The sequence below is a fragment of the Mycolicibacterium anyangense genome (assembly GCF_010731855.1).
Taxonomy (GTDB): Bacteria; Actinomycetota; Actinomycetes; order Mycobacteriales; family Mycobacteriaceae; genus Mycobacterium; species Mycobacterium anyangense.
The window spans coordinates 5,340,601-5,357,178 of sequence record NZ_AP022620.1 but is presented as its reverse complement, the minus strand read 5'-3'; the positions used below and the strand labels follow the sequence as shown (position 1 = coordinate 5,357,178).

Below are 16,578 nucleotides of genomic sequence, written 5' to 3'. Positions count from 1 at the left end.
GGCCCGCATCCAGTCCCGATCTATTGCGGTAGATTATTAGCCGTGATAGCGCCGCCCCCGCCCCTTCGGATCGAGCCCCGCTGGACCGATCTGGATCCAGTTGGCCACGTCAACAACAACGTGTTCCTGGTCTATGCAGAAGAGGCCCGGGCACGTTTTCTGCACGCCGCGCTCCCGGAGGCGTCGAAGCACATCGTGGTCGTGCACAACTCCATCGACTACCACAGCTCCGTTCTGGTGACCGACGTCCTGGCGGTGACCTCGCGAGTGGAATCGATTGGTCGAACGTCGTTCACCACGCTGAACACCATCGCGACCGACACCGGGCGCGAGTGCGCGACGGTGCGCACGGTGCAGGTCGTGCTCGATCCGGCCGAGCAGCGCTCCCGCCCATGGACCGAAGCCGAACGAGCAACGCTGGAGGGCCTGACCGCCGATCCGGCGGTTCGCTAACCATCGACCCGAACCGAGGCCGGCAAGCTCTACACGCAATCGTTCGTCGAGAAGTGCAGCGCCGCAACAACCCTAGGCAGTCACCTGCTGCCCCACTGATCAGTCGCTGGCGGGAAGCGGCTTCGCTTCCTTGAGTTCCAGCAGCGTCGTGCCCACGCTGAGCGAACCCTTTCCAGCCTTGGTGACCAGCAGCTCGGCGCCGTCGGTATGCACGTAGCGCTTGCCCATCAGCGCGCCGGCCGCAAACGCATCGTCCAGGACGACGTCGCCACTCTTCTGCGAGCCGATCGGAACCGCCGGGGCGCCACCGATTCGGAGGTCGTCGAGCGCCTCGGTGCTGCGCACCACAATGACCTGGGTATCGCACACCTGGCTCTGCAGGCGACTGCCGTTCTTGATCACACTGGCTCCTTTACAGATTCGTTGAGCTCGCGCACGAGGTCACGCCGCAGCACCTTGCCGGTGGCGTTGGCGGGCAGCTCCTCTCGGAACACGACGCGATCGGGGGTCCGCGATCCTCGCAGCTGGGAGCGGACGAACTCGCGCACGGCCTCGACGTCAGGCGTCGACCCGGCCGCGGGAACCACGACGGCGACGATGATCTGCCCCCATGAGGGATCCTCGACACCGACCACGGCGCACTCGTGGACATCCGGGTGCTCGACAAGCACATCCTCGATCTCCGCAGGCGCGATGTTCTCGCCACCGCGGATGATGGTGTCGTCGGATCGACCGCCGATGAAGAGATAGCCATCCGCGTCGAGGTATGCGACGTCCTTCGTCGGGAACCAGCCCTCGTCGTCGAGGACCGAGCCGATCCCGGTGTACCGGCCGGAAACCTGCTCACCGCGGACAAACAGCTCACCAGTCTCGTTCGGACCGAGGACCGTGCCGTCCTCGCCGCGGATCTGAACCTCGATCGTGGGCACCGGACGACCCACCGAGCCCAACCGCCGCACCACATCTGGGTGTTCGGAAGAAAACGCCACCCGGTGGTCATCTGGCGTCAGCACCGCGATCGTCGAACTGGTCTCGGTCAGCCCGTAGGCGTTGACGAAGCCGACATCGGGCAGCAGCCTCAGCGCCTTACGTACCAGGGGCAATGCGACTTTCGAGCCACCATAGGCCAGTGAACGCAACGTCGGAAGCGTACTGGACGCCGCTTCAAGCTCCGTGACGATGCGATCGAGCATCGTGGGGACAACGGTCGCAGACGTGACGCTCTCGCCGTCGACCAGGCGCACCCATTCACCGGCGTCGAATGCGGTCAGGTAGACCATCCTGCGCCCGGCGTACAGATTCGACAACGCCGCCGACACCCCGGCGATGTGGTACGGCGGAACACAGATCAGTGAGGCGTCACCAGGCTCGGCGGAGTCGAAGTCGACCGTCCCCATGATGTAGCTGGTCAAGTTATTGTGTGACAGCTCAACAGCTTTCGGTGCTGACGTAGTACCGGAGGTGAACAAAACCACCGCCACGGCGTCAGGATCCGGCCCAGCCGCGTCGGCCAGCGGATCACCGGTTCGGGCGGCGTTGAGAAACTCAGCCGAAGTGATGACCTGCCGACCGCAGTCCCCGACCGCGTCGCGGTATTCATCGTCGACAACCACCAAGGGTTCCGGCAGCCTACCGATCAACGTCCGCAGGTTCTCTGCGGAGAGCCGGTAATTGAGGGGGGTGAACGGAACCGCCGCACGAGCCGAGGCGAACAGCAACAGGGGCAACATCGCGCCGCCGGTGCCGACGTACGCGACGTGCTCGGCACCGGATACCGCCACCACGCCTGCACCGCCGTCGGCCAGCGCGCTGAGCTCGGCCACCGACAGCCGCAGCTCTCCTGACACGATTGCGGTGAGGTCAGGGTCGGCCAAGCTGCCACCCTGCGCCATGTCCAACAACAGAGCGATGCTCATAGGGCGCTCAGAACCAACGGGGTAGACACAAGGCACCTCATCCACGCATGCACTGATCGTCAACTGGCGCATCGAATAGGCCGAAACGCCATGGGCGGCGAACGCCCCTCCGGCCGTCAGCCGGACGCCATTTCGTTAAACCGTTATACCATCTCGATAGCTGTGCATCGGGCCCCGAGAGGCCATAATCGACCAAACCAGTCGAACTCACGTTTTCACCACTGCTGTGGCGAGGCGACCGGAATTAGCTTCCGACCGTGAGGCCGACCTTCTGGAACTCCTTGAGATCGCAATACCCGGCCTTGGCCATCGAGCGACGCAACCCGCCGACGAGGTTCAGCGAGCCGAACGGGTCATCGGACGGCCCGTTGAGCACCCGGTCCAGCGACGGCCGCTCCCCGACTGCCACCTGCAGCAGCGCGCCGCGCGGCAGCGACGGATGCGCAGCGGCCGACGGCCAGAACCAGCCGTCACCGAGCGCCTCAGCCGACGCCGACAGCGGGGTTCCCAGCACCACCGCGTCGGCGCCGCAGGCGATGGCCTTGGCCAGGTCGCCGGAGGTATGAATGTCGCCGTCGGCCAGTACGTGCACGTAGCGACCACCGGTCTCGTCGAGGTACTCGCGGCGGGCCGCGGCCGCGTCGGCGATCGCGGTCGCCATCGGAACGCTGATACCCAGCACCTCGTCGCTGGTGGTGGCCCCGGAGGTGGACCCGTAGCCGACGATCACCCCGGCTGCTCCGGTTCTCATCAGGTGCAGCGCGGTGCGGTGATCCAGCACCCCACCGGCGACCACCGGCACGTCGAGCTCGGAGATGAACGTCTTGAGGTTCAGCGGCTCACCGTCGTTCGCCACCCGTTCGGCGGAGATGATGGTGCCCTGGATGACCAGCAGATCGATACCGGCGGCCACCAGCGTCGGGGTGAGTAACTGAGCGTTCTGGGGGCTCACCCGTACCGCCGTGGTCACCCCGGCCTCCCGGATGCGGGCCACCGCCGCACCGAGCAGCTCGGGATCCAGGGGCGCTGCGTGCAATTGCTGCAACATCCGGATCGAGGTCGAGGGCTCGGGCTCCTTGGCGGCCGCCTCGATCACCTCGGCGATCTTGGCTTCCACGTCGGCGTGCCGGCCGATCAAACCTTCACCGTTGAGCACCCCGAGACCACCAAGACGGCCCAGTTCGATGGCGAACTCCGGGGACACCAGCGCGTCGGTCGGGTGGGCGACGACGGGGATCTCGAACCGGTAGGCGTCGAGTTGCCAGGCCGTGGACACGTCCTGCGACGAGCGAGTACGACGGGACGGCACGATGTTGATGTCGTCGAGTTCGTACGTGCGGCGGGCGGTCCTGCCCATGCCGATTTCCACCATGTCACGCATTCGAGGAACCCCTAGCGGGCGTAGTAGTTGGGAGCTTCGACAGTCATCGTGATGTCGTGCGGATGGCTCTCCTTGAGGCCCGCCGCGGTGATGCGGACGAACTGCGCGCGCTGCAGCCCCTCGATGGACGCCGCACCGGTGTAGCCCATGGCGGCGCGCAGGCCGCCGGTGAGCTGATGGATGACGGTGGCCAGCGGGCCACGGAACGGCACCCGGCCCTCGATGCCCTCGGGCACCAGCTTGTCCTCGGACAGCACGTCGTCCTGGAAGTAGCGGTCCTTGGAGTACGACTTGGCCGCACCCCGGCCCTGCATGGCACCCAGTGACCCCATGCCGCGGTAGCTCTTGAACTGCTTTCCGTTCACAAAGATCAATTCGCCGGGCGCCTCGGCGGTGCCGGCCAGCAGTGAGCCGAGCATGGCGGTGGAGGCACCCGCGGCCAATGCCTTGGCGATGTCACCGGAGTACTGCAGGCCACCGTCGGCGATCACCGGGATACCGTGCGGTGCACAGGCCGCGGTGGCTTCCAGGATCGCCGTGATCTGAGGTGCACCGACGCCCGCGACGACGCGGGTGGTGCAGATGGAACCGGGGCCCACACCGACCTTGACGGCGTCGGCGCCGGCCTCGACCAGAGCGGCCGCCGCACCGCGGGTGGCCACGTTGCCGCCGATGACCTCGACCCGGTCACCGACCTCGGCCTTGACCTTGCCGACCATCTCCAGCACGAGCCGGTTGTGCGCGTGTGCGGTGTCGACCACCAGCACGTCGACGCCGGCGTCGGCCAGCGCCATGGCGCGGTCCCAGGCGTCGTCACCGACACCGACGGCCGCACCGACCAGCAGCCGGCCGTCGCTGTCCTTGGTGGCCAGCGGGTGCTGCTCGGTTTTGACGAAGTCCTTGACGGTGATCAGCCCGGTCAGCCGGCCGTGGCCGTCGACGATCGGAAGCTTCTCGATCTTGTTGCGGCGCAACAGGCCCAGTGCCGCGTCGGCACTCACGCCTTCTTGGGCGGTGATCAGGGGTGACTTGGTCATGACTTCCGCCACCGGCTTGCTCATATCGACTTCGAAGCGCATGTCGCGGTTGGTGATGATGCCGACCAGCGACCCCTGGGCATCGACGACCGGCAGACCCGAGATGCGGAAGCGGGCGCACATGGCGTCGACCTCAGCCAGCGTGTTGTCCGGCGAACAGGTGACCGGGTCGGTGACCATCCCGGCCTCGGAGCGCTTGACCATCTCGACCTGACCAGCCTGTTCAGCGATCGACAGGTTGCGGTGCAGCACGCCCATGCCGCCCTGGCGGGCCATCGCGATGGCCATCCGGGCCTCGGTCACGGTGTCCATGGCCGAGCTGACCAGCGGCACCTTCAGCCGGATCTTCTTGGTGAGCTGGCTGGACGTGTCGGCGTTGGCGGGCACGACGTCGGAGGCCGCCGGCAACAGCAGCACGTCATCGAACGTCAGGCCCAGCATCGCGACCTTGTTCGGATCGTCACCGCCGGTGAAGACCGGGTCATCGACCAGGCCTGACAGACGCGCGGCGAGACCGTCGATGCGGCCGGTGCTGCCTTCGGCAATGGACATCGGTGGGGCCCCCATCAGCTGGCGGAATGAGAGCACCATCCTATCGGCTTGGGGTGGTGTTCCCTGGCGCGATACCCGCCGTGCTGACTAGTGTGGAGGCGTGCGCGACCACCTTCCACCAGGCCTGCCGCCAGATCCGTTCGCCGACGACCCGTGCGATCCCTCGGCGGCGCTCGATGCACTGGAGCCCGGCCAGCCCCTGGACCCCCAGGAACGTGCTGCGGTGGAAGCTGATCTGGCCGACCTGGCGGTGTATGAGGCCCTGCTCGCCCACAAGGGCATCCGCGGACTGGTGGTCTGCTGCGACGAATGCCAGCAGGACCACTACCACGACTGGGACATGTTGCGCGCCAACCTACTTCAGCTTCTCGTCGACGGCACCGTCCGCCCGCACGAGCCGGCCTACGATCCCGAACCGGACGCGTACGTCACGTGGGACTACTGCCGGGGCTACGCCGACGCGTCCCTGAACGAGGCGACCTCGGACTACGACGGCTTCCGCTGAGTCCAGCGGAGTCTGATCTGCCGGTGCCGGTTAACCGGCGCCGCTACCCCGCGGGCAGCGGCAGTGGCACCACAGTGGTGGTAATCACGATTTGCGGTTGGCTCTTGGGAGCCTGAACCGCCGTCGAGGGCACCGTCGCGATCGCACTGGGTGTCGACGCCGCAGGCGGTGCCGACACTGTCGAGGCGGCCGTGGTCGCCGACTGCTCGACCAGTACCGATGTCGTGGTGGCGGCGGTCGAAGCCGGCGACTGCGCGGCCGCAGCCGCTCCGGTTGTCGTGGTCGTCGTGGTGGTCGGCGCGGCCTTCGTCGTGGTCGTCGCGGTGGTGCTCGTCGGCGTGGTCCCAGCGCTGGTCGCCGGTGCGCTGGTCGTCGCCGACGTGGTCGGCGATGACGAAGTGGTCGATGACGCGGACGTGGTCGGTGCCGACGAACTGGTCGACGGTGCCGTCGTCGTGGGGACGGCCGTCGTGGTCGGAGCTGTCGTCGTAGACGTGGTCGTGGGAGCGACCGTGGTCGACGTGCTCTGCGGCGCGGGCGACGTGGTCTCGGTGCTCGACGACGTCTCCGACGGGCCCGGACCACCGACCGCGCTGGGCTCGCCCGGCGTGGTCGAGATGGTGATGGGCGGCAGACCCGGCACGCTGGTCGGTGGCACTCCCGGCCCTTCCGATGGCGTCACGACCGCGGGCACCAGCTCGGTTGCCGAGGGCGGCACGGTGAAGGTGATACCCGGCGGAACGGTGGCCGCCGGATCCTTCTGCACGACCTTGGCTGCCAACTCGTTCCACTGCTCGAGAACCTGCTGCTTCTGCGGCGCATCTGCGACCCCGGCCACCTGGTTGTTGACCTCGACCAATTTGGCCTGGGCGGCCGGCCAGTCGCCCTGCTCGACCAGCTGCTGAACCTGTTTGAGCTGCTCTGCGGCGGAGGCGAGGGCGACCTGGTCCTCGCGGACATTCTTGGGCTCGCCGAACAGCATGGTGTGCAGCCCATACAGCGCATCACCAGGACCGGCGCCGTAGACGACAGCACCAAAGCCGCCGATCGCCAGCACCCCGGCCGCCGCCGCGCCCACGATGCTCAAGCCGCGCCAGCTGCGCCCCGGGCCGGAGCCGCGCTGGTTGCGCTTCTCGACGATGCCGGCGTTGAGCGCGGTCACGGCGTCCCGCTCGGTGATCAGACCAGTCGCAGGCGGCCAGCGCGTCTCATCGCGCCATTCGCCCAACAGCGACGCCAGCATGGCGTCGGCCCGGTCCTGGGCAGCCGGCTGGTAGCCGTTGGCCAGGGCATCGATGAACTGGTCGCTGCGCACGATGGCATCCAGCGACGGATCGTCGTTGCGGGAGTTACGACCGAAATCAGGCATAGTCGCCACCGCCTGCCGCGGTGATCTCGGACTTCAGCTTGGCCAGCGCCCGGTGCTGGGCGACCCGCACCGCACCGGGGGTGCTGCCGACGGCGTCGGCGGTCTCCTCGGCGGACAGTCCCACCACGATGCGCAGGATCAGGATCTCGCGCTGTTTGTCGGGCAGGATCTGCAGGAGCCTGTTCATCCGCTCCGAGGTATCGGCCTGGACCGCCATTTGCTCGGGACCCGCTTCCAGCGAGTACCGCTCCGGCACCACATCGGTGGGGTCGGACCGGTTACGGGCCGCGGCGCGGTGAGCGTCGGCGACCTTGTGGGCAGCGATGCCGTACACGAAGGCCAGGAAGGGGCGACCCTGATCCTGGTAGCGCGGCAGCGCCTGAATGGCGGCCAAGCAAACCTCCTGTGCGACGTCATCGGCTGAGAGGCCCACTCGCTCCGTGGTCCCCAGACGAGCCCGGATGTACCGGACCACGATGGGGCGAATGGTCTCTACCACTTCCCGGAGCGCATCCCGGCTACCGGCCACAGCCTCAGCAACGGCGGCGTCGAGACGATCTCCTGGAATTGTCATCGACGGCGATATCTCCAACGTTACGAAGCGGGCTCTACCTGGCAGCCATTGAGCTAGACAATATCGGCCCAGCCTGGCGATCGGGCGTTAGCCGGGGCTCCACAGACCGCCGCGCCGCGTGATGACGGCGGCACATTCGTCCCGGATCACCGAGACGTGCTGTGACGTAAGCGTTGTACTTCCGATATCGAAAAGCAGACACGCCAGCGCCCATCGCAACGGGATCAGGCCATGGGTCAGCGTGTCGGCCAGCGCTGCATCGGCGACCGTTCGGGAGCGCTCCGGCAACCCGGCACTGCACAGCGCTGCCGCGAGAACGACGTCGCTCTTGATGCGATGGCGGACCAGCGCGGGCCCGGTTGACTCGGCGAGTTCAACACCGCGCTCAGCGTGCCGCAGCGCGGTGTCCCCCTGCCCACCCGCCATCGCCAGTTCCGCGCGCACCCACTCCAGCCGGATCGCGAGCCGCGGCGGCGGCGCATCGGTGTTGGCGAGCTCCGCGGCGGCGCGGTCCAGAACGGCATGGGAGAGAGCAAGCCGGCCCACGCCGAGGGCGTCGGCGGCCAGCCCGATCAGAGCGTCGATGCGGGCCTCCTGTGCGCGCGGGCTGTCGCCGGCCACGGCGGCCAGTGCGAGCGCGCGCCCGTCCCAGCCGCGGGCAAGGCGGTGGCCGCCGAGTTGGCGAAGGAAGGAGGCGTGGGTGCTGAGCGCCAGCGCGGCCAGCGGTCCGGTCGCCGTGGTGCGCAGCACCGCGTCGAGGTCGGCGCGTGCACTGCTGTAGCGGCCCTGCCCGCCGGCGGCGACGGCACGCAACCACAGATCCTCCGGGGATTGTGCGGTGGGAAGCGGCCAGCGTTCCGGATCGCAGCCGAACGCCGCGGCCGTTAACGTGGTGGAAGTCATCTCGGGCCGACGGTATCAATCCGAACCAACAAAGACGTCAGTTAACAGTTTGTGGTCCCCGTGTTACGCGCATGTCAACTACCTATAGATTGCTAGGAAATCGCGCGCAGCCCATCCTGGGTAAATCACGGAAGTGTCACAACGACCCTGCGCGAGTTAGCACTTCAGCCGGTGACGGTGGGTCGCAATGATGAACGTGATGTAAATTCTCAAGCTGCGGTTATGTGATTGAGCACATCGCGCGACTATTGACTCCGTTTGCAAGCCACCCCTAATTTTGTGGGCACGAGTAGTCATCGGCGACAGGCTCAGATCGGTTCCACAACTCACGCGTTCGAAAGATGCGCGGGGAGAGGGGTTTTCCAATGCCACAGCCGCAGCAGCTACCCGGCCCGAACGCCGACATCTGGGATTGGCAGATGCAAGGCCTTTGCCGGGGAGTCGATTCATCGATGTTCTTCCACCCCGACGGTGAGCGCGGCCGGGCCCGTGCGCAGCGCGAGATGCGCGCCAAGGAGATGTGCCGCCGCTGCCCCGTGATCGCCCACTGCCGCTCACATGCACTGGCCGTTGGTGAGCCCTACGGTATCTGGGGCGGCCTGAGCGAGTCGGAGCGCGAGCTGTTGCTCAAGCGCGGTATCCGCCGCACCGCCTAATCACAGCAAACAACACAAGAGGCCCATCCCAGACGGGATGGGCCTCTTGTCGTCAGACCGGAAGCGTTGTCTCCGTTTCCTTTTCGGCGAACGCCCAGAGTCTGCGGGCATCGTCGTAGCTGCAGGCACCGGCGGAGCGCCCGGCCAACGTCGGGCCGCCCTTGAGGCCGAGCCTGCTGTCGATACCGACGTAGCTGCCGGGCGGGATCGGCTCGGCAATGCAGTAGAGCGTTGTCGCAGCGCCGGCGTCGATGTCGTTGCCCAGCCGGTTTGCGGCCGACTGCACGACGGTGTGGAAGGCCGCCATCACCTTCTTGTCGGACACATTCGACAGGTTGGACGCCACCCAACCCGGGTGCGTCAGGTGACTGATGACGGGTGAGCCCGCCACCCGCAGCCGCCGGTCGAGTTCGAGCCCCCACAGCATCACGGCAAGCTTCGAGCGCGCGTACGCAGGGAACGAGGACCACTTGTGCGTGCGCAGATGCGGGTCGTCGAACGCGAACGTCCCCTGCTTGTGGCCGTCGGATCCGACGTTGATGATCTGCTTGCGCACCCGCTCGAAGAGCAGATTGGTCAGCGCGAACGGGCCGAGGAAGTTGGTGCCGAGCATCGTCTCGAACCCGTCAACGGTCTCGCTGCGGGTGGTGGTGACCACCCCGGCGTTGTTGATGAGGATGTCGACGTCCCCGTCGAACAGGCCAGGGAACGCCCGCACCGAGGCCTGATCGGCCAGGTCGAGTTTGACGACCTCGGTCTGCCCGCCGATCTCGGCGGCGCGCTGGGCCCCCAACTCGAGGTTGCGTACCGCCAGGATGACGTGCGCACCGGCCCGAACCAGGGCGCGTGCCGTGGCCAGTCCGACACCGTTGGTTGCACCCGTCACGATGATGCGCATGCCGCTGAGGTCACCGAGGCGGTGTACCGACCATTCCGAAGTCACGCGGCGAGAATAACGGTCAGCGCCCCCACGTGGGTGGGCGCTTCTCAATGAAGGCCTGCACACCTTCCAGCGCGCACGGATCCATCATGTTGGCAGCCATCGTCGCGCCGGCGTCGTCATAGGCGGCGGAGATACCGGTCTCGATCTGCCGGTAGAACAACGCCTTTCCCACCGCGAGGGCGGCGCGGGGCTTGGCCACGATGTGTGAGAGCAGCGCGTCGACCTCGTCGTCGAGGGAGTCCGGATCGGCCACCCGGTTGACCAAGCCCAATTCCCGGGCGTGCTCAGCATCGACGAAGTCACCGGTGACCAACATCTCGAAGGCGGCCTTGCGAGGGATGTTGCGGGACAAGGCAACTCCGGGAGTCGAGCAGAACAGTCCGACGTTGATGCCGCTGACGGCGAACCGCGCATCACGGCTGGCAACAGCCAGGTCGCACATCGCGACCAGCTGACAGCCGGCTGCGGTGGCGATGCCGTGCACGCGCGCGATCACCGGCACGGACAGCCGTTGAATTGCGAGCATGACGGCGGTGCAATGCGCGAAGAGCTGCTGGTAATAGTCCAGCGACGGCTCGGCGCGCATTTCTTTGAGGTCGTGGCCGGCGCAGAAGGCTTTACCCGCGCCGGCCACAACGACGGCGCGCACCGACTCGTCGGCGACGAGCGTATCTAGCGCCTCGGTGAGCGCGGCGAGCATCGCCTCCGACAGCGCGTTGAACGACTGCGGCCGATTCAGGGTCAGGGTGACCACGCCTCGATCGTCGCGGTGGTGGCGAACGAGAGGGTCGTCAGTCATCTAGCAAATCTAGCGCGAGCGCACTGCAGTCTCGGTGGAACTGACGGCAGGACTGACGCGGGCGTTAGAATTCTCCCGATCGGTCCCGAGAAGGAGCATTGGCCATGGCACGTTCGGTAGCGGTTGGCCTGGCTGCGTGCGCGGTGAGCGCGGCGATGGTCGTCGGCCTTGGCGTCGGCGTTGCCGGGGCCGCCCCCGGCAGCGGCCGTCATCCCCGGCCAGTGCCCAGCAAGACCGCACCCGGCAAGGTCGATCCCAACGCGGACACCGACGAGGCACAGCTGAGCCATCTGCACCATCTGACCAAGGACCAGAACGGCCGCAAACAGCTCTGGGACTATCTGCGGAACACGCTGTAAGCGCGTTTGGCGCCGGTTACGCCGGGGCCGTCTGCAGGGAACCCATGAAGTAGGTCTCGCGACCGGTCGGATACCCGCCGCCGTCGGTGGCGATGTGGACGTGGTCGTAGTGGTTGGCCGTCTCGTTGCCGTAGTCGGCGGTCCAGCTCGGCGCACCGATTCCCGGGTAGAAGCCCTGCCGCCAGATGACGTGCAGCACGCCCCATCGTTTGGCATTGGCCAGGGCGTAGCCGGCGATCTGGTTGCCCAACGCGATGCCCTCTTGGGAGTGATAGTTCGGGATCATGACGTCCACGGCCAGACCATTGGGATGCCACTTCAACGGATCCTGGCGGTAGCCGTACATGGTCTTGATCTCGAGGAACATCACGCTGATCGCGCGGGCCACCCAGATGGTGTGGATCTGCATGCCATGTTCGTCGACATCGCCGGGCGGCAAGGCGAACTGAAAGTTCGCAGCATCGGCGACGGGCGCGCTGGCGGCAAGCAATTCGGCCTCGGCGGGGCTGGCCATGGTCGACGGCGCGGCCGCCGTCGACGTCGGCGATGCGGCCGGGGCGGGGGGCGGTGCACTCTCGTGGCCCTGGGCGTAGAACATCGCGGCGGACACGACGACGGACAGCCCGGCCGCCAGCCAGCGGCCCGCGTTGCCACCCAAGACCTTCGCCACGGCGAGCAGCTTACTGCCGTGGCGTGCGCGTTCGAGCGTCGTTCAGCGAGTCAGCACTCGGCACTGCCCCGATGCGCACCCGCCAATCGTTCTGGTCACACCCGAGATCCCGAGTACTAAGAGGACTAGGCCGATTGCGTTGAGTAAAGCGCCGCTATGCACGAGACGTGCGGGTTAGCTCTCCGCGAGGGGGCTAACCGGCGCTTCGGCCAAAGCGCCGCCGGTCTCGTATTGCCGGATCGTCTGGCGAATGTGATCGGCGGCAACCGTATAGATGTCGACCACCGACTCGATGTCCCGGCGGGTGCCGTCTTTGCCTGCCTCAAACGTGGTGACGAACTTCTTCGTCTTGCTGTTGAGATGTAGCCGGATGATCGGCTTGCGGTTGTTGTTGTCCAGCAGAATCGCGAAGTACACCTTGCCGTCGCGGTGGTAGACGCGCTCCGGCGCAACCTCGGAGCACGCAATAGCGCGAACGATGTTGAAGCCCTCGATCTCTTCTTCGGTCGTCACCACAGCCAGGTCTACGCCAACCCCGTTCTGCACAGTGGTATCGCCGACCCCCACGCCAGCGTCTGCATTGCCGGTCGACAGAGAAGGCTGTGCCTCGACCGGCGCAGCGGCCGACACATTGTCCGAAGCGTCATCACCGAGGGCTGTCTTGAGACGTGTATTCACCTGGTCGCCGATGTACTGGTTGAGCGCCTTGGTGACGAGAGGACGGAACTGGTCGATGATCCGCTGAGTGGTTCGGCCTTCGTAGAGCCGCGAGACGAAGAATCGGATCCACTCGTCGGAAGGCTCTTTGACTTCAGCGGCGATGATTCGCCGGATGCCGCTGACAAACTTCAGCGCCTCAGCGGCGCTCACGACAGACTCGAGATCGAACGACTCCTTCGAGAGCTTTTGCAGCTCCGGGAGCAATGTCCGGTCGATGTCGAGCAGATCGAAAACGAGGAACGGCTTCTCGTCCATGCGGTTGGGCATGTCCGCATCGGTAAACACCTGGTACTCCTGACCGTTGGTCAGGATGGCGATACGGGCCTCAGTCACCGCGAAGTAGCGGAACAACTGGGACGCATAGCGCAGATCGAGCACGTCGCCGATCTTCTTGCACTCCATAAGAATCTGGACCTTGCCGTCTTTCATGATGGCGTAGTCGACCTTCTCGCCGCGCTTCACACCAACATCAGCCGTGAACTCCGGCACGACCTCGGACGGGTCGAACACGTCGTAACCCAACACGTTCGAGATGAACGGCATGATGAATGCCGTCTTCGTAGCTTCCTCGGTCTCAATGACCGACCGTGTGTCGCGAATCTTCTTCGCGAGACTGACTACCCCATCTGAAAACGACATTGGCCCTCCATCCCTTGACCGGCCGTCAGCACTCGCAGGCGTAGCCGTCGCTGTCGCGGTCCTGACTCGGGGTGTAGAGCGGGCTGTCGGAGGTGATGTCGCAGTAGCCGGCCGCCTTGGCTTGCGTGCAGTTCTTGAACGGCCTAGTGGGGTCGGCATTGGCCGGCGCAGCGACACCGATCGCCATGGCGCCGATCGCGAACGCAACAACTAGCCCGACAACTCGATTCACAACAGCTCCTCGTCATACACAGGACCGACTGGACAATATGACGATATTGGATTCTGGGAGTTTTCAGACCAGAAGCCGGAAATTGACGGCGCCGAGTGTGCATCGCCATACGCGCTGCGCGGCGAGTCGCGGATGAAACCGCACACTGGCTGAAGGAGCGAGGCGGGGGTGGCCGCGGTTCGCGGGTGGCTGACAGATCAGCCCGCTACGACAGCCTTGGCATCCCTTGCCGAGTACGGTTCGACCAAGGTCACATCGAACGGCGACATCGCCTGACCTGACGCAGTGCCACACGGGCAATACTGCGCGACTCCGCCGTGCCCATGACAGTTCTCGTCAGCCCCGGGCGTCAGGCTATGACTGTAAAGCCCGTCGTTACACAGCGCGGTTGCGTTCTGGGAGTTGGTATCTGGCCTTTCGACGCAGACCTGGTGATAGCTGGACCAATAGTAGCCGGATTGGCATTTGGCGGCCGCCGCGTATGGCGGTACGGCCAAGCCGAAGATCCCGGCGCTGCCGATGACGACCGAGACGGTGAAGATGCGCAGCACGTGTTGCCCCTGTCATTGCCAATGTTGTATGACAATACGGCCATATTGCTGGCTTCCGCAAAGATCTTCAACGCCCATCTGACGCGGAGCTAGCAACGATGATGCGACAGATCTGCGAGGCGAGCGTGCATCGCCATACGCGCTGCGCCAAGCGGCGAGTCGCGGACGAACCGCACACTCGCGGCTCGCGGAAGGCCAGGGGCGAGGAGGGTCTAGAGACGAGTGTGGGGCTTATGTACGCAGATCGAGCAGATCGCGTACATAAGCCCCACAGTCGAGGCTGCGCTACTTAGTGCGCGTGGCCGTGGTGGCCGTGACCGGCGTGTTCGTCGGCCTCAACCGGCTTCTCCACCACAGCGGTCTCGGTGGTGAGCACCATGCGGGCCACCGACGCGGCGTTGAGCACCGCGGAGCGGGTCACCTTCACCGGGTCGATCACACCGTCGGCGATCAGGTCGCCGTAGCTCAGCGTCGCGGCGTTGAAGCCGTGTCCGGCAGGCAGTTCGGACACCTTGCTGACCACGACGGCCCCGTCGAGACCGGCGTTGGTGGCGATCCAGAACAGCGGGGCCGACAGCGCCGAGGCGAACACCTCGACACCAAGTGCCTCGTCACCGGACACCGAGGCGCGCAGCGTGTCCAGCGCCTTGCCAGCCTGAACCAGAGCACTGCCACCACCGGCGACGATGCCCTCTTCGACTGCGGCCTTGGCCGCCGACACCGCGTCCTCGACCCGGTGCTTGCGCTCCTTGAGCGCGGTCTCGGTGGCCGCACCGACCTTGATCACCGCAACGCCGCCGGCCAGCTTGGCCAGCCGCTCCTGCAGCTTCTCGCGATCCCAGTCGGACTCCGAGGCCTCGATCTCGCTCTTGAGCTGCTTGACCCGGTTCTCGATGGCCTCGGCCGTGCCGCCACCGTCGACGATCACGGTGTCGTCCTTGCTGACGACCACGCGCCGTGCCGAACCCAACACCTCCAGACCGGCCTCACGCAGCAGCAGACCCACGTCGGGGTTGACCACCTGGCCGCCGGTGACGATCGCCAGGTCCTCCAGGAACGCCTTGCGGCGATCACCGAAGAACGGCGCCTTGACCGCAACGGCCTTGAGCGTCTTGCGGATGGCGTTGACCACCAGGGTGCTCAGCGCCTCGCCCTCGACGTCCTCGGCAACGATCAGCAGCGGCTTTCCGGCCTGGGCCACCTTCTCCAGCAGCGGTAGCAGGTCGGGCAGCGAGCTGATCTTGTCGCGGTGCAGCAGCACCAGCGCGTCCTCCAGGACGGCTTCCTGCGAATCGAAGTCGGTGACGAAGTAGGCCGAGATGAAGCCCTTGTCGAATCCGACGCCGTCGGTGACCTCGAGCTCGGTGTGCAGGGTCGAGGACTCCTCGACGCTGACCACACCGTCGAGGCCGACCTTGGTCATGGCCTCGCCGACGAGTTCGCCGACTTCCTCGTCACGCGAGGAGACGGTGGCGATCTGAGCGATGCCGGTCTTGCCGGCCACCGGAGTGGCCGCGGCCAGCAGCGACTCCGAGACCGCGTCGGCCGCGCGGCCGATACCCGACCCGAGTGCGATGGGGTTGGCGCCCGCCGCGACGTTGCGCAGGCCGTGCTTGATGATGGCCTGCGCCAGCACGGTCGCGGTGGTGGTGCCGTCACCGGCCACGTCGTTGGTCTTGGTGGCCACCGACTTGACCAGCTGGGCGCCCAGGTTCTCGAACGGGTCCTCCAGCTCGATCTCGCGGGCGATGGTGACACCGTCGTTGGTGACGGTCGGTCCGCCGAAGGCCTTGGCCAGAACCACGTGCCGGCCACGCGGGCCCAGGGTCACCTTCACCGCGTCGGCGAGCTTGTCCACGCCGACTTCCATTGCCCGGCGGGCGGTTTCGTTGAACTCAATTTGCTTGCTCATAAGTCCTGCCTTCGTTTCAGCGCGTTCCGCCCCGGAAACCACCAGCGACGAACGCGGGGTCTCCGGGGCGGTACACGGCTGCTACTTGTTGACGACCGCCAGCACGTCGCGGGCCGACAGGATCAAGTACTCCTCGCCGTTGTACTTGATCTCGGTGCCGCCGTACTTGCTGTAGATGACGGTGTCGCCCTCGGCGACATCCAGCGGAATACGCTTCTCGCCATCCTCGTCCCAGCGGCCGGGGCCGACGGCGACGACGGTGCCTTCCTGCGGCTTCTCCTTGGCGGTGTCCGGGATGACCAGACCCGATGCGGTGGTCGTCTCGGCCTCATTGGCCTGTACGAGGATCTTGTCCTCGAGTGGCTTGATGTTCACGGCCACGATGGAGTCCTCCACTGTTAGGGGTG

General features: G+C 66.2%; 19 protein-coding genes. 4 read left to right on the top strand and 15 right to left on the bottom strand.

Features of this window, described 5'->3' with window-relative positions; translation table 11 throughout:
* The first annotated feature begins 42 nt into the window (after window positions 1-42).
* Window positions 43-453: an acyl-CoA thioesterase gene (locus G6N35_RS25320; RefSeq protein ID WP_179967420.1), complete on the top strand. Its 411-nt coding sequence runs from the start codon at window positions 43-45 to the stop codon at window positions 451-453.
* 99 nt (window positions 454-552) lie between these two features.
* On the opposite strand, the gene G6N35_RS25315 is transcribed toward G6N35_RS25320, so the two are convergent.
* From G6N35_RS25315 to guaB, 4 genes are all read right to left on the bottom strand, one after another.
* On the bottom strand, window positions 553-855 hold the full coding sequence (locus G6N35_RS25315; protein WP_163807107.1) for a hypothetical protein: 303 nt from the start codon (window positions 853-855) through the stop codon (window positions 553-555).
* Complete coding sequence (locus G6N35_RS25310; RefSeq protein WP_163807106.1) at window positions 852-2,369, bottom strand: class I adenylate-forming enzyme family protein; 1,518 nt, start codon at window positions 2,367-2,369, stop codon at window positions 852-854. Before G6N35_RS25310 ends, G6N35_RS25315 begins: the two co-directional genes overlap by 4 nt.
* A gap of 244 nt (window positions 2,370-2,613) precedes the next feature.
* On the bottom strand, window positions 2,614-3,741 hold the full coding sequence (locus G6N35_RS25305; RefSeq protein ID WP_179967493.1) for a GuaB3 family IMP dehydrogenase-related protein: 1,128 nt from the start codon (window positions 3,739-3,741) through the stop codon (window positions 2,614-2,616).
* 20 nt (window positions 3,742-3,761) lie between these two features.
* Window positions 3,762-5,339, bottom strand: a complete 1,578-nt coding sequence (guaB, locus tag G6N35_RS25300; RefSeq protein WP_163807929.1) for an IMP dehydrogenase — start codon at window positions 5,337-5,339, stop codon at window positions 3,762-3,764.
* A gap of 100 nt (window positions 5,340-5,439) precedes the next feature.
* Between guaB and G6N35_RS25295 the strand changes: the two genes are divergently transcribed.
* Complete coding sequence (locus G6N35_RS25295) at window positions 5,440-5,844, top strand: DUF5319 domain-containing protein (RefSeq protein WP_135425269.1); 405 nt, start codon at window positions 5,440-5,442, stop codon at window positions 5,842-5,844.
* Window positions 5,845-5,887: 43 nt separating this feature from the next.
* Here G6N35_RS25295 and G6N35_RS25290 read toward each other — a convergent pair whose 3' ends face one another.
* The 3 genes from G6N35_RS25290 to G6N35_RS25280 form a co-directional block, all read right to left on the bottom strand.
* Complete coding sequence (locus tag G6N35_RS25290) at window positions 5,888-7,213, bottom strand: anti-sigma-D factor RsdA (protein ID WP_163807104.1); 1,326 nt, start codon at window positions 7,211-7,213, stop codon at window positions 5,888-5,890.
* Window positions 7,206-7,787, bottom strand: a complete 582-nt coding sequence (locus G6N35_RS25285; protein ID WP_197748442.1) for a sigma-70 family RNA polymerase sigma factor — start codon at window positions 7,785-7,787, stop codon at window positions 7,206-7,208. Before G6N35_RS25285 ends, G6N35_RS25290 begins: the two co-directional genes overlap by 8 nt.
* Window positions 7,788-7,874: 87 nt before the next feature.
* A complete protein-coding gene (locus G6N35_RS25280; RefSeq protein WP_163807103.1) occupies window positions 7,875-8,690 on the bottom strand; it encodes a serine/threonine-protein kinase in 816 nt (271 codons plus the stop codon).
* 365 nt (window positions 8,691-9,055) lie between these two features.
* Here G6N35_RS25280 and G6N35_RS25275 point away from each other — a divergent pair, with 365 nt between their 5' ends.
* Window positions 9,056-9,346: a WhiB family transcriptional regulator gene (locus G6N35_RS25275; RefSeq protein WP_163807102.1), complete on the top strand. Its 291-nt coding sequence runs from the start codon at window positions 9,056-9,058 to the stop codon at window positions 9,344-9,346.
* Between the two features lie 52 nt (window positions 9,347-9,398).
* Here the strand turns inward: G6N35_RS25275 and G6N35_RS25270 are convergent, their stop codons facing one another.
* Window positions 9,399-10,244, bottom strand: a complete 846-nt coding sequence (locus G6N35_RS25270) for an SDR family NAD(P)-dependent oxidoreductase (protein ID WP_407664643.1) — start codon at window positions 10,242-10,244, stop codon at window positions 9,399-9,401.
* Between the two features lie 61 nt (window positions 10,245-10,305).
* The gene (locus G6N35_RS25265; protein WP_163807100.1) at window positions 10,306-11,088 is read right to left on the bottom strand and encodes an enoyl-CoA hydratase; all 783 of its coding nucleotides are present in this window, start codon (window positions 11,086-11,088) and stop codon (window positions 10,306-10,308) included.
* Window positions 11,089-11,192: 104 nt separating this feature from the next.
* On the opposite strand from G6N35_RS25265, the gene G6N35_RS25260 reads away from it, so the two are divergent.
* The gene (locus G6N35_RS25260; protein ID WP_163807099.1) at window positions 11,193-11,447 is read left to right on the top strand and encodes a hypothetical protein; all 255 of its coding nucleotides are present in this window, start codon (window positions 11,193-11,195) and stop codon (window positions 11,445-11,447) included.
* A gap of 16 nt (window positions 11,448-11,463) precedes the next feature.
* On the opposite strand, the gene G6N35_RS25255 is transcribed toward G6N35_RS25260, so the two are convergent.
* The 6 genes from G6N35_RS25255 to groES all read right to left on the bottom strand — a co-directional run bounded on the left by G6N35_RS25255 (window position 11,464) and on the right by groES (window position 16,555).
* Window positions 11,464-12,126, bottom strand: a complete 663-nt coding sequence (locus tag G6N35_RS25255; RefSeq protein WP_163807927.1) for a VldE C-terminal domain-containing protein — start codon at window positions 12,124-12,126, stop codon at window positions 11,464-11,466.
* Window positions 12,127-12,291: 165 nt separating this feature from the next.
* Complete coding sequence (locus tag G6N35_RS25250) at window positions 12,292-13,476, bottom strand: type I restriction endonuclease (protein ID WP_163807098.1); 1,185 nt, start codon at window positions 13,474-13,476, stop codon at window positions 12,292-12,294.
* Window positions 13,477-13,501: 25 nt separating this feature from the next.
* On the bottom strand, window positions 13,502-13,708 hold the full coding sequence (locus G6N35_RS25245; RefSeq protein WP_246224506.1) for an excalibur calcium-binding domain-containing protein: 207 nt from the start codon (window positions 13,706-13,708) through the stop codon (window positions 13,502-13,504).
* A 197-nt stretch (window positions 13,709-13,905) separates the two neighbouring features.
* Complete coding sequence (locus G6N35_RS25240; RefSeq protein ID WP_163807097.1) at window positions 13,906-14,259, bottom strand: DUF3761 domain-containing protein; 354 nt, start codon at window positions 14,257-14,259, stop codon at window positions 13,906-13,908.
* A 289-nt stretch (window positions 14,260-14,548) separates the two neighbouring features.
* On the bottom strand, window positions 14,549-16,171 hold the full coding sequence (gene groL, locus G6N35_RS25235; protein WP_163807096.1) for a chaperonin GroEL: 1,623 nt from the start codon (window positions 16,169-16,171) through the stop codon (window positions 14,549-14,551).
* Window positions 16,172-16,252: 81 nt separating this feature from the next.
* A complete protein-coding gene (gene groES, locus G6N35_RS25230) occupies window positions 16,253-16,555 on the bottom strand; it encodes a co-chaperone GroES (protein WP_036346100.1) in 303 nt (100 codons plus the stop codon).
* Window positions 16,556-16,578 lie beyond the last annotated feature (23 nt).

Bases quoted from the DNA above. Each gene is read 5' to 3' on its own strand.
- G6N35_RS25310 (WP_163807106.1), bottom strand. From the start codon at position 2,369: ATGAGCATCGCTCTGTTGTTGGACATGGCGCAGGGTGGCAGCTTGGCC.
- G6N35_RS25305 (WP_179967493.1), bottom strand. From the start codon at position 3,741: ATGGTGGAAATCGGCATGGGCAGGACCGCCCGCCGCACGTACGAACTC.
- guaB (WP_163807929.1), bottom strand. From the start codon at position 5,339: ATGTCCATTGCCGAAGGCAGCACCGGCCGCATCGACGGTCTCGCCGCG.
- G6N35_RS25290 (WP_163807104.1), bottom strand. From the start codon at position 7,213: ATGCCTGATTTCGGTCGTAACTCCCGCAACGACGATCCGTCGCTGGAT.
- G6N35_RS25285 (WP_197748442.1), bottom strand. From the start codon at position 7,787: ATGACAATTCCAGGAGATCGTCTCGACGCCGCCGTTGCTGAGGCTGTG.
- G6N35_RS25280 (WP_163807103.1), bottom strand. From the start codon at position 8,690: ATGACTTCCACCACGTTAACGGCCGCGGCGTTCGGCTGCGATCCGGAA.
- G6N35_RS25275 (WP_163807102.1), top strand. From the start codon at position 9,056: ATGCCACAGCCGCAGCAGCTACCCGGCCCGAACGCCGACATCTGGGAT.
- G6N35_RS25270 (WP_407664643.1), bottom strand. From the start codon at position 10,244: ATGCGCATCATCGTGACGGGTGCAACCAACGGTGTCGGACTGGCCACG.
- G6N35_RS25265 (WP_163807100.1), bottom strand. From the start codon at position 11,088: ATGACTGACGACCCTCTCGTTCGCCACCACCGCGACGATCGAGGCGTG.
- G6N35_RS25260 (WP_163807099.1), top strand. From the start codon at position 11,193: ATGGCACGTTCGGTAGCGGTTGGCCTGGCTGCGTGCGCGGTGAGCGCG.
- G6N35_RS25250 (WP_163807098.1), bottom strand. From the start codon at position 13,476: ATGTCGTTTTCAGATGGGGTAGTCAGTCTCGCGAAGAAGATTCGCGAC.
- groL (WP_163807096.1), bottom strand. From the start codon at position 16,171: ATGAGCAAGCAAATTGAGTTCAACGAAACCGCCCGCCGGGCAATGGAA.